The following is a 13,802-nucleotide window of genomic DNA, read 5'->3' as shown; positions in this document are numbered from 1 at the left end:
CGCTCAGGTGCGGGGCGACGCCGCCCGTGCTCACTCGTGAACGTTCACTGCCCCACGCTATCGGCTGTGCCCGGCCCCACACAAGCGCGACGGGCCGGGCGCTCCGCCTGCGCGGAAGGCCCGGCCTGTCGTGGGACCATGCGGGCGACACGATCAGACGTCGCCCAGGTGGTCAGCCGTCGTGGCGATCAGCCGTCGCTGCGACCGTTGACGCTCGGGGTGTTCTTCTGCACCGTCATGAGGAACTCGGTGTTGGACTGGGTCTTCTTGACCCGCTCCAGCAGCAGCTCGAGCGCCTGCTGCTGCTCGAGCGCCCCGAGCACGCGGCGGAGCTTCCACATGATGGCCAGCTCCTCCTTGCCCATGAGCACCTCCTCGCGGCGGGTGCCGGAGGCGTTGACGTCCACGGCCGGGAAGATGCGCTTGTCCGCGAGGTGGCGGGACAGGCGCAGCTCCATGTTGCCGGTGCCCTTGAACTCCTCGAAGATCACCTCGTCCATCTTGGAGCCGGTCTCCACCAGCGCGGAGGCGAGGATGGTCAGCGAGCCGCCGTGCTCGATGTTGCGAGCCGCGCCGAAGAACCGCTTGGGCGGGTACAGCGCCGAGGCGTCCACACCGCCGGAGAGGATGCGGCCCGAGGCCGGGGCGGCGAGGTTGTAGGCGCGCGAGAGGCGGGTGAGGGAGTCCAGCAGCACCACCACGTCCTTGCCCATCTCCACCAGGCGCTTGGCGCGCTCGATGGCGAGCTCGGCGACGATGGTGTGGTCCGAAGCGGGACGGTCGAAGGTCGAGGCGATGACCTCGCCCTTCACCGTGCGCTGCATGTCGGTGACCTCCTCGGGGCGCTCGTCGACGAGCACGACCATGAGGTGGACCTCGGGGTTGTTCGCGGTGATCGCATTGGCGATCTGCTGCATGATGATCGTCTTGCCGGCCTTCGGGGGCGCGACGATGAGGCCGCGCTGGCCCTTGCCGATCGGCGAGACGAGGTCGATGATGCGCGGCGCGACCGCGTTCTGCGCGGTCTCCAGGCGCAGGCGCTCGTCCGGGTACAGCGGGGTGAGCTTGGTGAAGTCCACACGCTGGCGGGCCCGCTCGGGGGGCATGCCGTTGATCGTGTCGACCTGCACGAGCGCCGCGAACTTGCCCTGGTTGCCGCCGCCCTTGCCGCGGCGGTTGCGGCCACCGCCCTGGTGCTGCTGCTCGACGTGCTGCTCCTCGCCGTCACGAGGCGCCTTGACCTGCCCGGTCACGGCATCGCCCTTGCGCAGCCCGTACTTGCGGACCTGGTTCATGGTCACGTAGACGTCGCTCGCGCCGGGGAGGTAGCCGGTGGTGCGGACGTAGGCGTTGTTGTCGCGGATGTCGAGGATGCCCGCGATGGCCATCAGCTCGTCGCCCTCGCGCACCTCGGTGTCGTCCTGCTGACCACCCTGCTGGCCGCCGCCCTGGTTCTGGCCGCCCTGCTCGTTCTGGCCGCCGCGGCCGCGGCGCTTGCGGTCGCGCGAGCGGTTGCGGTTTCGGGAGCGGCCGCGACGGTCGTCGTCGTAGCCGTCGCCCTGACGGTCGTCGCCGCCCTCGCCGGAGCGGTCCGGCAGCTCGATGTCCTCGAGGCGGCGGCGCGGGCCGCGGTCCTGCTGGTCGCGGTTCTGGTCGCCGCGGTTCTGCTGGTCGCCGCGGCTCTGCTGACCGTCACGGCCCTGCTGACCGTCACGGCCCTGCTGACCGTCACGGCCCTGCTGCTCGCGGCGGCCCTGCTGGCCCTGCTGATCGCGCTGGCCCTGCTGCTCGCGCTGCTCGCCTCGGCCCTGCTGGTCCCGCTGCTGCTCGCCGCGCTGCGCGCGGTCTGCGCGGGAGCCGCGGTCCTCGCGGGGCGCGCCCTCGTCCCGGCCGCTGCGGTCGGGCAGCTCGATGTCGAGATCGGGGGCGGGGCGCTCGGACTGCTGCGCGGGCTCGCCGGCGGGCCGGGTGCTGCGCGAGCGCGAACGGGACCGGGGGCGCTCGGCGGGCTCGCCGTCGGCGCTGCGGTCGGGCAGGTCGATGGTCGCCGCCGAGGACTCGGCGCGGGCCGGGGCCTCGCTGCGGGCAGGGCGCTCGGTGCGCTCGCGGGCCGGGGCGCTCTGGGAGGGGGCGCTCTCGGAGGGAGCGCTCGCCGCAGGGGTGCTCGCGGAGGAGGCCGACGGGGCCCCTCCCCCGCGGATCGCGTCGATCAGCTCGCCCTTGCGCAGGCGGCGGGCTCCCTTGATGCCGAGCTCCGCGGCCATGGCCTGCAGCTCGGGGAGCTTCTTCGCCGCGAGATCCGCGCCGGAGGTGGTGTCGTTCACCCGGGTTCCTTCCTGTCGAGCCGCTCGGAGCGGCTCATTCCTGGTCTGGGTGCCGCACAGGGCCGGGGAGATGGTGCCCGGGCGCTGCGATGGCGGGCCGTGCAGGGGCGGTGTCCCATGATGCGGGGCGATCCGCGGGCCTGCCTGCCGGTGTGCTTCGGGGTGCGTCGATGGCGGTGTGCGGGACCGGCCTGCGCCTCGTCGGGGAGGCGCCCGGTCCGTGCGCGGCACTGCTCGATGAGCTCATCGGGGCGCGGAGGACTGCGCAGAGGATCCTCGAAGGATCATGGTGCAGGGGTTCGCGTCGTGCGATGGACGTGCGGTGTCGCCGGGACGCAGGCTCAACCTACCACAGGCGCCGTGGGCGTCTCCCGCAGCGACACCTGGGCGATGCGCCAGGCCGAGGGGTCGGCGACGAAGCGCCGCACGAGCGGTGCGATCTCCCCGCGACTGCCGGCGAGGACCAGCACCGACGGGCCGGCGCCGGAGATCACCGCGGGGTGCCCCTCCTGGCGCAGCACCCGCATGAGCTCCACGCTCTCGGGCATGCCGGGAGCGCGCTGCTCCTGGTGCAGACGGTCCTCGGTGGCCTCCATGAGCAGCTCGGGCGCCCCGGCGAGGGCGTGGACGAGCAGCGCGGCACGGGAGGCGTTGAACACGGCATCGCCGTGCGGCACCTCGGCGGGCAGCAGGCCGCGGGCGCGATGGGTGGACAGGGTCGCGCGCGGCAGCAGGACCACGGGGGCGAGCACGCCCTCGCCATGGGCGAGCGGCACGGCCCGGGCCCGCTCCCCCTGCATCCAGGAGAGCACCGGACCGCCCAGCAGTGCGGGGGCGGCGTTGTCGGGATGCCCCTCGAGCTCGGTGGCGAGCTGGAGGACGTCCTCGTCGTCCAGCGCGTCGGGCTCGGAGAGCATCCCCCGGGCCAGCAGCAGCCCGGCGACCGCGGCGGCGGCGCTCGAGCCGAGGCCGCGGCCGTGCGGGATCCGGTTCACGGTGCGCAGTCGCAGTCCGCTCTGGGGGGCACCGGCGTGGTCGAGGCCGCGGCGCAGCGCCCGCACCACGAGGTGCTCCTCCCCGCGGGGCACGTCCGCGGCGCCCTCCCCCTCGACCTCGATCTCGATCCCGCCGGTGGTCGCCTCGACGCTCAGGTCGTCGCACAGGTCCAGGGCGAGGCCGAGCGTGTCGAATCCGGGGCCGAGGTTCGCGGAGGTGGCGGGGACCCGCACGGACACCCGCGTGTGCTGGATCCTCACAGGCCGATGGCCTCCGCGGCGGCGGCGATGTCCACGGGCACGACGGTGGGGGTGAGGTCGTGCTGGGTGAGGGCGGTGTCGATGTCCTTGAGACCGTTGCCGGTCACGGTGATCGCGATGGTGGCGCCGGTGGGGACCTGGCCGCGCTCGGCCTGCTGCAGCAGCCCGGCGACGCCCGCGGCGGAGGCCGGCTCGACGAAGATGCCCACCTCGGCGGCCAGGAGCTTCTGGGCGTCGAGGATCTGCTGGTCGCTGACGGCGTCGATGAGGCCGCCGGAGTCGTCACGGGCCTCGACGGCCAGGTTCCAGGAGGCGGGGGCGCCGATGCGGATCGCGGTCGCGACGGTCTCGGGGTCCTTGATGGGGTGGCCGGCCACGAAAGGCGCGGCACCGGCAGCCTGGAAGCCCCACATCTGCGGCAGGGCGCCGGTGACACCGGCCTCGCGGTACTCGCGGTAGCCCATCCAGTAGGCGGAGATGTTGCCCGCGTTGCCGACGGGCAGGATGTGGATGTCCGGGGCCTTCCCCAGCGCGTCGCACACCTCGAAGGCGGCGGTCTTCTGCCCCTGGAGGCGGTAGGGGTTCACGGAGTTGACCAGCTCTATGGGATGCTCCGCGTCGAGCTTGCGGGCGATCTCGAGGCAGTCGTCGAAGTTGCCGTCGACCTGGATCAGCTTCGCGCCGTGCACCACGGCCTGGGCGAGCTTGCCGGCGGCGATCTTTCCCTGCGGCAGCAGCACCGCGCAGGTCAGGCCCGCGGCGGTGGCGTAGGCGGCGGCGGAGGCGGAGGTGTTGCCGGTGGAGGCGCACACCACGGCGGTCGCGCCGTCGTTCGTGGCCTTCGTCATGGCCGAGACCATGCCGCGGTCCTTGAAGGAGCCGGTGGGGTTCATGCCCTCGACCTTGACGTGCACGTCCGCGCCGACGCGCTCGGACAGGGCCGGTGCCGCGACCAGCGGCGTGCCGCCCTCGCCGAGGGTCAGGAGGGTGTCGCCGTCGGCGAAGGGCAGGTGCTCGCGGTACTCGGCGAGGACGCCGCGCCACTGGTGGGCCATGGGGGTCATTCTCCTTCGATGCGGAGGACGGAGTCGATCGACAGCACGGTCGCGGTGGAGGAGAACATGTCCAGCGATGCAGTCATCGCGGACTCGAGCGCGCGATGGGTGGCGATCCCGATGTGCGCGCGCCCCTCCTGACCGTCGGCCCCGGAGTCGATGAGCTCCTGGTGGATGGTGGAGATGGAGATGCCGTGACCGGAGAGGGTGCCGGCGATCTCGGCGAGCACGCCGGGTCGGTCCTGCACGGTGAGGGACACGTAGAAGGCGCTGCGCAGCTCCTCGAGCGGGATCAGCTCCAGCTCGGCGTAGCGGGACTCGCGCGGCCCCACTCCCCCGCGCACGCGGGCGCGGGCGGCGGAGACCACGTCGCCCATGATCGCGGAGGCGGTGGGGGCGCCGCCGGCGCCCTGGCCGTAGAACATCAGCGAGCCGGCGGCGTCGGCCTCGATGAACACCGCGTTGTAGGCCTCCGAGACCGACGCGAGCGGGTGGGTGTGAGGGATCAGCGCCGGGTAGACGCGGGCGGAGATCCGCTCGCCGTTCTCCTCCTCGATGCGCTCGACGATGGAGAGCAGCTTGATGGTGCGGCCCATGCGCGCGGCGGCGGCGATGTCCTGCGCGGACACGTCGGTGATGCCCTCGCAGTGCACGTCCGCGAGCCGCACGCGGCTGTGGAAGGCGAGGGAGGCGAGGATCGAGGCCTTCGCGGCGGCGTCGTGGCCCTCGATGTCCGCGGTGGGGTCCGCCTCGGCGTAGCCGAGCTCCTGGGCGCTGGTGAGCGCCTCCTGGAAGCCGAGGCCGGTGCGGGTCATGGCGTCCAGGATGTAGTTGGTGGTGCCGTTGACGATGCCGAGGACGCGCTGGATGCGGTCGCCGGCGAGGGACTCGCGCACGGGGCGGACCAGCGGGATCGCCCCGGCCACGGCGGCCTCGAAGTAGAGGTCCACGCCGTGGTCGTCGGCCGCCTCGTAGAGCGCGGCACCGTCCTGGGCGAGCAGGGCCTTGTTGGCGGTGACGACGCTGGCGCCGTGCGCCATCGCCTCGAGCAGCAGGCTGCGCGCCGGCTCGATCCCGCCCATCACCTCGATGACGAGGTCGGCCTCGCGGACCAGGGCGCTGGGGTCGTCCGTAAGCAGCGCGGCGGGCACGTGCTCGCCGCGGTCCTTGGAGCGGTCGCGCACGGAGATCCCGATGACCTCGAGCCGGCCGCCGATGCGGTGGGCGAGGTCGTCGCCCTGCTGGGCGATCAGTCGCAGCACCTCGGCGCCGACGGTGCCGGCACCGAGCACGGCGACGCGCAGCGCGGGCAGGGTCGAGGGGTCCGGCACGGCCGGGGACTGCGAAGCGGTCTGAGACATGTGCGGGACGGTCCTTCCACAGGGTCCGACGAACAGGGTGTGACGAGGAGACGGGTCTGTCGGGGCAGGCTCTGGCACTGTAGCCGAGGCGGCGGCCCCTTCGTGACACCGGATGAACGAGTGCGACGGGCGGGCGGGCCTGACCCACCCGTGAGGCGAGGCCCGGGGGTCAGCCCACGTCGAGGCCGAGCAGGTCCTCCTCGGTCTCGCGGCGCACGAGCGTGCGGATCTCGCCGTCCTTCACGGCCACCACCGGCGGGCGCGGGACATGGTTGTAGTTGGAGGCCAGCGAGTAGCAGTAGGCGCCGGTGACGGGGACGGAGACGAGGTCCCCGCGATGCACGTCGCCGGGCAGGTACTCGTCCTTCACGACGATGTCGCCGCTCTCGCAGTGCTTGCCCACCACGCGCACCACCTCGGGCATCTCGCCCGAGACGCGGGAGGAGAGCAGGCAGGAGTAGTCGGCGTCGTACAGGGCGGTGCGGACGTTGTCGCTCATGCCGCCGTCCACGGAGACGTAGACGCGGTGGTGCGGGCCGCCCAGGCGCACGTCCTTGACGGTGCCGACGGAGTACAGGGTCTGGGTGGAGGGTCCGGCGATGGCGCGGCCGGGCTCGAAGGAGAGGTGCGGGACCTCGAGATCGAGCTCGTGGCATTGCTTCTCGACGATGGAGGCGATGCCGGTGGCCAGGGCCTCGGGCGTCGCGGGGGTGTGCTGGGTGTTGTACATGACGCCGAAGCCGCCGCCGAGGTCGAGCTGGGTGATCGGATGGTCCAGCTCGTCGCGCACCCGGGCGACGAGGTCGAGGACGCGACGGGCCGCGACCTCGAAGCCGCCGGTGTCGAAGATCTGCGAGCCGATGTGGGAGTGCAGGCCCACGAGGTCGAGGTGGTCGGCCTCGAGCACGCGGCGCACGGCCTCGAAGGCGGCGCCGCCGGTGATGGAGAGGCCGAACTTCTGGTCCTCGTGCGCGGTGGCGATGAACTCGTGGGTGTGGGCCTCCACGCCCGTGGTCACGCGCAGCATCACGGCGGCGCGCAGTCCGAGCTCGCCGGCGAGCGCGTCGACCAGGCCGATCTCGTCGAGGGAGTCGATGACGATGCGGCCCACGCCGTTCTCCAGGGCGCGGGTCACCTCGGCGCGGGACTTGTTGTTGCCGTGCAGGGCGATGCGCTCGGCGGGGAAGCCGGCGCGCAGCGCGATGGCGAGCTCGCCGCCGGTGCAGACGTCCAGGCCCAGTCCGTCCTCGGCGACCCAGCGCGCGACGGCCCCGCACAGGAAGGCCTTGCCGGCGTAGTAGACCTGCGCACCGGAGAGGGGGCGGAAGGCCTCGGCGAAGGCGTCGCGGAAGGAGCGCGCGCGGGTGCGGAAGTCGTCCTCGTCCAGCACGAAGGCCGGGGTGCCGACCTCCTCGGCGATGCGGGTGACGCTCACGCCGCCCACCTCGAGCGCGCCGTCGGCGCCGCGGGCGGTGGTGCGCGACCACAGCCCCGGGATGAGGGCGTTGACGTCGGTGGGGTACGGCAGCCAGGTGGGGGCCGCGTCGTTGCCGTGGAGGGCTCCGGCTTCGTGGGCGCGCATGGGGATCTCCTGTGGGTCGCTGTCCTGGCTCCGTCGGCCGACGGGGGCGGTCCCGGCGGCGCCCTGAAAGGGTAGGCGGGCGGGCTCCGGGACCGCACCGCGGTCCGCCCGGCGGACGAGCCGGGCCCGGCCGGCCTTCCGCCCGGTCGGCCGATGTCGTCCCTGGTCGCAGGCGCGCTGGTCGGCCCGGTCGGCGCGGGGGCACGGGCGGCGGCCGACGGGCCGGGCGACCCTCCGGGTGAGCCATCGCACTTGATAGGGTCGGGGGTGTCGGCGCGGGAGCCGCCCGGTGCCGTCCGCGGCCGCCCGACGTGCGCTGCCCGCCGCCTCTCCGTCCGACCCCGCGAAGGAGTCCCGGTGTCCAGCACCTCCGCCCCCGATCCGTCCTCCCCCACCCATGAGCTGGTGGTGGTCGCGAACCGACTGCCCGTCGACTCGCACACCCTGCCCGACGGTGCCACCGAGTGGGTGACCAGCCCCGGCGGTCTCGTCACCGCGATGGAGTCCGTGATGCGCACCGTCGACTCGGGTGCCTGGGTGGGATGGGCCGGTGCCCCCGGCGAGCCGCCCGCGCCCTTCGAGGCCGACGGGATGAGCCTGTACCCGGTGCGCCTGGACCAGCAGGACGTGGAGCGCTACTACGAGGGCTTCTCCAATGCGACCCTGTGGCCGCTCTACCACGACGTGATCGTCGACCCGGAGTTCCACCGCACCTGGTGGGACGCCTACCTCGGGGCGAACCGCCGCTTCGCCGAGGCCGCCGCCCCCGTCACCGCGCCGGGCGGGACCGTGTGGGTGCACGACTACCAGCTGCAGCTGGTGCCGCTGATGATCCGGGAGAAGCGCACCGACGTGCGGATCGGGTTCTTCAACCACATCCCCTTCCCGTCGGTCGAGCTGTTCTCCCAGCTGCCCAAGCGCAACTCGATCCTGCGCGGACTGCTGGGCGCGGACCTGCTCGGCTTCCAGCGCGAGAGCGACTCGCTGAACTTCGTCGCCGCGGTGCGCAAGCTCCTCGGCTACCACGTCGAGGGGATGACGATCTCGGTGCCGGGGCTCGGCGCCGCGCCGGTGCGCGAGGTCGAGGTGCGCACCTTCCCCATCTCCATCGACTCCGCCGCCGTCTCGGCCCTCGCCGAGGACCCGCAGATCCGCGAGCGCGCGGTGCAGCTGCGCCACGACCTCGGCGATCCGGAGAAAGTCGTGCTCGGCGTGGACCGCCTGGACTACACCAAGGGGATCCGCCACCGCCTGAAGGCCTGGGGCGAGCTGCTGGACGACGGGCTGATCGACCCCCACGACACGGTGATGATCCAGGTCGCCACCCCCTCCCGCGAGCGCGTGGACGCCTACAAGCAGCTGCGCGACGAGGTCGAGCTGACCGTCGGCCGCATCAACGGCGAGCACGCGCCGCTGGGCCGCCCGGCCGTGTCCTACCAGCACCACTCCTTCGACCGCCGCGACATGACCGCCCTGTACATGGCCGCGGACGTGGTGCTCGTGACCGCGCTGCGCGACGGCATGAACCTCGTGGCCAAGGAGTACGTCGCCTCCCGTCCCGACCTGCGCGGCGTGCTCGTGCTGTCCGAGTTCGCCGGCGCCGCCGACGAGCTGCGCGCCGCCGTGCTCGTGAACCCCCACGACATCGACGAGCTGAAGTCCGCGATCCTGCGGGCGCTGGCGATGCCGGCCGAGGAGCAGGAGGAGGCGATGCGCTCCCTGCGCCACCAGGTGATGGAGAACGACGTGCAGAACTGGGCCCACGACTTCCTCGAGCGCCTCGAGCAGACGGGCCGGCTGGAGGGGTCCTCCGCGCCCGTCGTGCGTCTGACCGGCGACGCGCCCAGCCAGGCGGCCGACGTCGATCGCGCGCTGCAGGAGTTCGCGGAGCTGCCGCGGCTGCTGATCGCCTCGGACTTCGACGGGGTGCTCGCCCCGATCGTCTCCGAGCGCGACGCCGTGCACCCCGACTCGAAGGCGCTCGGCGCACTGCGCGAGCTCGCCGAGATGCCCGGCATCGCCGTCGCCCTGGTCTCCGGACGGGCGCTGGCGAACCTCGACGCCCACACCAGGATGCCGAGCTCGGTGGTGCTGGTCGGCTCCCACGGCGCGGAGGTCGGCGCGCTGCCGCCGTGGATGCAGGCCGAGGTGCTGGACCAGTCGGCACTGGCGATGACGCCGGAGAAGGAGGAGCTGCTGGCCTCGATCACCACGACCCTGCGCCGCATCTCCCGCGCCCATCCGGGCACCGAGGTGGAGACCAAGCCCACCGCCGCCGTGCTCCACACCCGCAACGCCCGCGGCCGCGGCGGCATCAACGCCACCGAGTCCGCGCTCGAGTACGCGGTGACCCTGCCGGACGTCACCGTCACCCCGGGCAAGGAGGTCGTCGAGTTCTCGGTGGTGCACACCTCCAAGGGTGTGGCCGTGGACGCGCTGGCGCGGGCGAGCGCCGCGGATGCATGGCTGTACCTCGGCGACGACGTCACCGACGAGTCGGTGTTCGCCGAGGCCGGCGAGCGGGATCTGACCCTGAAGGTCGGCGGCGGGGACACCGCGGCCGGGCTGCGGATCGCCGACACCGACGCGGTGCGCGAGGTGCTCCAGCGCCTCCTCGCCCTGCGGCAGCAGCGGGGATGACGAAGAAGGCGCGGCACCGTGGAAGCGGTGCCGCGCCTTCGGCCATCGGTGCCCGCGACAGGATTCGAACCTACGACCTTCTGCTCCGGAGGCAGACGCTCTATCCACTGAGCTACGCGGGCCGACCTCGGAAGTCTAGCAACCTCTCGCCCGGCGTCGAGCCGTGCGCGCAGGACGCGCCCCGAGGTGTGAGGGGTCCCTCAGCGGAGCAGGGGCAGCTGGGCTCCGTGGAGGACGGCCGACGGGTCCGCGGCGATGCCGAGCCCGCTCGGCTCGGCGCCGGAGCGGACCAGCAGGTCGCCGACGGCGGCGATCATGGCGCCGTTGTCGGTGCACAGCCGCGGCGGCGGGACGCGCAGCTCGACCCCGGCGGCGTCGCACCGCTCCTGGGCGACGGCGCGCAGGCGCGCATTGGCGGCGACGCCGCCGACGATGACGAGGGTGTCCAGGCCCCGCTCCTGCACCGCGCGCAGCGCCTTGGTGACCAGCACGTCCACGACCGCCTGCTCGAAGGAGGCGGCGATGTCGGCGACGGGCACCGGCTCGCCGGCGCGCTCGAGGGTCTCGACGGTGCGGGCGACGGAGGTCTTCAGGCCCGAGAAGGAGAAGGTGTAGGGCGCATCGCCCGGGCGCAGCATGGCGCGCGGGAACGAGTAGGCCGTGGGGTCGCCGCCCACGGCGGCGCGGGAGATCGCGGGACCGCCCGGGTAGCCGAGGCCGAGCAGGCGGGAGACCTTGTCGAAGGCCTCGCCCGCGGCGTCGTCGAGGGTGTCGCCGAGGTGCTCGATCGGGTCACGGACCAGGTCGCCGACGGCGAGGATCGAGGTGTGCCCGCCGGAGACGATCAGCACGATCGAGCGCTCGGGCAGGGGCCCGTGCTCAAGGGTGTCCGCGGCGGCGTGGCCGGCGAGGTGATGCACCCCGTACAGCGGCTTGTCCAGCGACCAGGCGATGGACTTCGCGGCGGCGAGGCCCACGTGGACCGCGGTCGCCAGGCCCGGCCCGGAGGTGGCGGCGACGTGGGTGATGTCGCCGAGCTCCACACCCGCGTCGTCCAGGGCGATGCGCAGGGTGGGGACGACCGCCTCGAGGTGCGCGCGGGCGGCGATCTCGGGGACCACCCCGCCGAACATCGCGTGCTGGGAGGCGCTGGAGGCGAGGCCCTGACCGAGCAGGACCCCCTCGGAGACGATGCCGAAGCCGGTCTCGTCGCAGGAGGACTCGACCCCGAGGATCACCGGGGCGCCGGAGGTGCGAACCGAGGAAGGGCTCACCGAGGAAGGGCTCACCGAGGAAGGGCTCACCGAGGAGGTGCTCACCGCAGGATCGACATCGGGTTGGAGTAGTTGCCCGCCTCGTCCATCGTCGCGAAGTGCAGGTGGCAGCCGGTGGAGCGGCCGGTCGAGCCGACGTAGCCGACCACGTCGCCCTGGGAGACGGTCGCGCCGACCGAGGTGTTGAAGCCCTGGAGGTGGTAGTAGCCGGTGATGACCCCGTTGCCGTGATCGACCTTCACGCGGTTGCCGGAGGCGCTGTGGTACTCGACGGCGACCACGGTGCCGGACTTGACGGCCTTGACCGGGGTGCCGCAGGCGGCGCCGAAGTCCACGCCGTCATGGCCCTTGAAGTAGCCGAGCACGGGGTGGACGCGGCCGCCGTAGCCGGAGGTGATGACCCCGTCCACGGGCCGGATGTACCCGGACTCGTTCGCGGTGGCGGGGGCGGCGGTGCCGGCCGACGAGGTGCCGGTCGCCGCGGCCTCGGCGACGACGGGCTCGGGCTCGGGGACCGAGACCTCGATGCCGGTGTCGGCGGTGTTCTCGTCGGCGGTGGCGGTCGCCTCGGCGGCCGGGGCGGTGCGCTCCTCGGAGCGGTCGGCCGCGGCGCTCGCCTCACGGGTCTCGGCGGCGGGGGCCGCGGAGTCCTCGCTGGCGGTGGGGATCGCGACCGGCGCGATGGCAACGGCGGCCTGCTGCTGAGCGATCGGGGCGGCGGGGGCGGCAGCCTGGGCGACGGTCTCGGAGGAGACTGCGCTCTCGTCCACGCCGGCCGCGGCGGCGGCGAGCGGGGCGGCGATGGTGGCGGTCGCGAGGACGCCGAGGACACCGACCTTCACGGCGCTCGCGGGCAGGGCCGCGTCGCGGTGGGTGCCGCCGGTGGTGCGGTGCTTGCGCACCTCGGGGCGTCCGGTAGCGCGATGGTTCGCCACGTCGTCTCTCTTCCTCTGGATCTGCGTAGTGCTCGGCCGTGCGGGGTTCCCGCACTGATGCACGAGTGCGACGTCGGAGGGGAAGGGCGCGTCGCTGGAACAACGTCGATCACAGTAGGTGCAGGTCATTCGGGTGCACGAGGCCTGCGGCGGGCTCATTGCCAAGTTTTTGCCGGAATGGCCTAAAGGTAAGGAGGTCTTGACGAGGGGGCCTCCTCCAGGGGGCGTGCGTCACTCCGGGGGCGCTCCCGCTGTGACGCAGAGCTGTGACGCAGGGCTGTGACGCAGGGCTGTGACGCAGGGCTGTGACGCGGGGGCGACGCACGGCGGCGACACGGGGCGGGGCGCTGACAGCGGGCGCGCAGTGACACCGGGTGGAGCAGTGATACCGGGTGGAGCCGTGACACCGGGTGGAGCCGTGACACCGGTGGGGCGCTTCTCCGCAGCGCCTCAGGGGCGCGCGTCTACAGTGAGTCCCATGTCGACCCCGGACCGGACCGCACCGTCTGACACCGCACCCGCGCGCGTGGTGGTGATCGAGGACGAGCCCACGATCACGCGCGCCATCGCCGACCGCCTCGCCGCGGAGGGCTGGGAGGTCTCCACGGCACTGGACGGCCCCTCGGGAGTGCGCACCGTCCAGGAGGTGCGCCCGGACGTGGTGGTGCTGGACGTGATGCTCCCCGGCTTCGACGGGCTGGAGGTGTGCCGGCGCATCCAGGCCGACGTCCCCGTGCCCGTCCTCATGCTCACCGCCCGCGACGAGGAGACCGACATGCTGGTGGGCCTCGGGGTCGGTGCGGACGACTACATGACCAAGCCCTTCTCCATGCGCGAGCTCGTGGCCCGGCTGAAGGCGCTCCTGCGGCGCGTCCAGCGCACCGGCGCGCCCGCGCCCACCGAGTCGGAGAAGCGGGAGGCCCTGCAGTTCGGGGACCTGCTCATCGACCGGGCGGGCCGACGGGTCATGCGCGGCGGGGTGCCCGCGCACCTCACCCCCACCGAGTTCGACCTGCTGCTGTGCCTGGCCAACGCCCCGGGCACGGTCCTCACCCGCGAGCAGCTGCTGGCCGACGTGTGGGACTGGGTGGATGCGACCGGCACCCGCACGGTGGACTCGCACGTCAAGGCGCTGCGCCGCAAGCTCGGCGCGGACCTGGTGCGCACCGTCCACGGCGTGGGCTATGCGCTCGAGATCCCGCCGGACCCCGAGGACGGAATCGACGGGGGGAACGTCGCGCCGGCCGGTGGGGAGGGTGCCGCGCTGAACGACACAGTGGACCTCTCGGGCGTGGACATCCGCACCATGCCCACGCCGAACGAGCCCACCACCGGCTCGTGACCTCCCCCGTCGCAGATCGCGGCCCCGAGCACC

Annotated in this window: 9 protein-coding genes and 1 tRNA gene; 2 read left to right on the top strand and 8 right to left on the bottom strand. The window is 73.2% G+C overall.

Features of this window, described 5'->3' with window-relative positions; all coding sequences use genetic code 11:
• Nucleotides 1-188: 188 nt before the first annotated feature.
• The 5 genes from rho to lysA form a co-directional block, all read right to left on the bottom strand.
• A complete protein-coding gene (gene rho / locus HNR70_RS04615) occupies nucleotides 189-2,324 on the bottom strand; it encodes a transcription termination factor Rho (protein WP_312857563.1) in 2,136 nt (711 codons plus the stop codon).
• Nucleotides 2,325-2,665: 341 nt separating this feature from the next.
• Nucleotides 2,666-3,580 (bottom strand): homoserine kinase, encoded by a 915-nt coding sequence (gene thrB / locus HNR70_RS04610; protein WP_184324615.1) that lies wholly within the window; start codon nucleotides 3,578-3,580, stop codon nucleotides 2,666-2,668.
• A complete protein-coding gene (gene thrC, locus HNR70_RS04605) occupies nucleotides 3,577-4,635 on the bottom strand; it encodes a threonine synthase (RefSeq protein WP_184324614.1) in 1,059 nt (352 codons plus the stop codon). Before thrC ends, thrB begins: the two co-directional genes overlap by 4 nt.
• A gap of 5 nt (nucleotides 4,636-4,640) precedes the next feature.
• Nucleotides 4,641-5,996, bottom strand: coding sequence for a homoserine dehydrogenase (locus tag HNR70_RS04600; RefSeq protein WP_184324613.1), 1,356 nt, complete (start codon nucleotides 5,994-5,996; stop codon nucleotides 4,641-4,643).
• A 169-nt stretch (nucleotides 5,997-6,165) separates the two neighbouring features.
• A complete protein-coding gene (gene lysA / locus HNR70_RS04595) occupies nucleotides 6,166-7,578 on the bottom strand; it encodes a diaminopimelate decarboxylase (protein WP_184324612.1) in 1,413 nt (470 codons plus the stop codon).
• Between the two features lie 357 nt (nucleotides 7,579-7,935).
• On the opposite strand from lysA, the gene HNR70_RS04590 reads away from it, so the two are divergent.
• Nucleotides 7,936-10,218, top strand: a complete 2,283-nt coding sequence (locus tag HNR70_RS04590; protein ID WP_184324611.1) for a bifunctional alpha,alpha-trehalose-phosphate synthase (UDP-forming)/trehalose-phosphatase — start codon at nucleotides 7,936-7,938, stop codon at nucleotides 10,216-10,218.
• Between the two features lie 49 nt (nucleotides 10,219-10,267).
• On the opposite strand, the gene HNR70_RS04585 is transcribed toward HNR70_RS04590, so the two are convergent.
• From HNR70_RS04585 to HNR70_RS16185, 3 genes are all read right to left on the bottom strand, one after another.
• Nucleotides 10,268-10,340: transfer RNA gene (locus tag HNR70_RS04585), tRNA-Arg, on the bottom strand.
• Between the two features lie 78 nt (nucleotides 10,341-10,418).
• Nucleotides 10,419-11,492 (bottom strand): tRNA (adenosine(37)-N6)-threonylcarbamoyltransferase complex transferase subunit TsaD, encoded by a 1,074-nt coding sequence (tsaD, locus tag HNR70_RS04580; RefSeq protein WP_184324610.1) that lies wholly within the window; start codon nucleotides 11,490-11,492, stop codon nucleotides 10,419-10,421.
• 41 nt (nucleotides 11,493-11,533) lie between these two features.
• A complete protein-coding gene (locus HNR70_RS16185) occupies nucleotides 11,534-12,427 on the bottom strand; it encodes a M23 family metallopeptidase (protein ID WP_312857562.1) in 894 nt (297 codons plus the stop codon).
• A gap of 478 nt (nucleotides 12,428-12,905) precedes the next feature.
• On the opposite strand from HNR70_RS16185, the gene HNR70_RS04570 reads away from it, so the two are divergent.
• Nucleotides 12,906-13,769, top strand: coding sequence for a response regulator transcription factor (locus HNR70_RS04570; RefSeq protein WP_184324609.1), 864 nt, complete (start codon nucleotides 12,906-12,908; stop codon nucleotides 13,767-13,769).
• The last annotated feature ends 33 nt before the right edge of the window (nucleotides 13,770-13,802 follow it).

The sequence above is a fragment of the Brachybacterium aquaticum genome, assembly GCF_014204755.1.
GTDB classification, from domain to species: Bacteria; Actinomycetota; Actinomycetes; order Actinomycetales; family Dermabacteraceae; genus Brachybacterium; species Brachybacterium aquaticum.
Note: the sequence above shows the minus strand (reverse complement) of the source record. Positions and strands in the feature narration are given on the sequence as shown.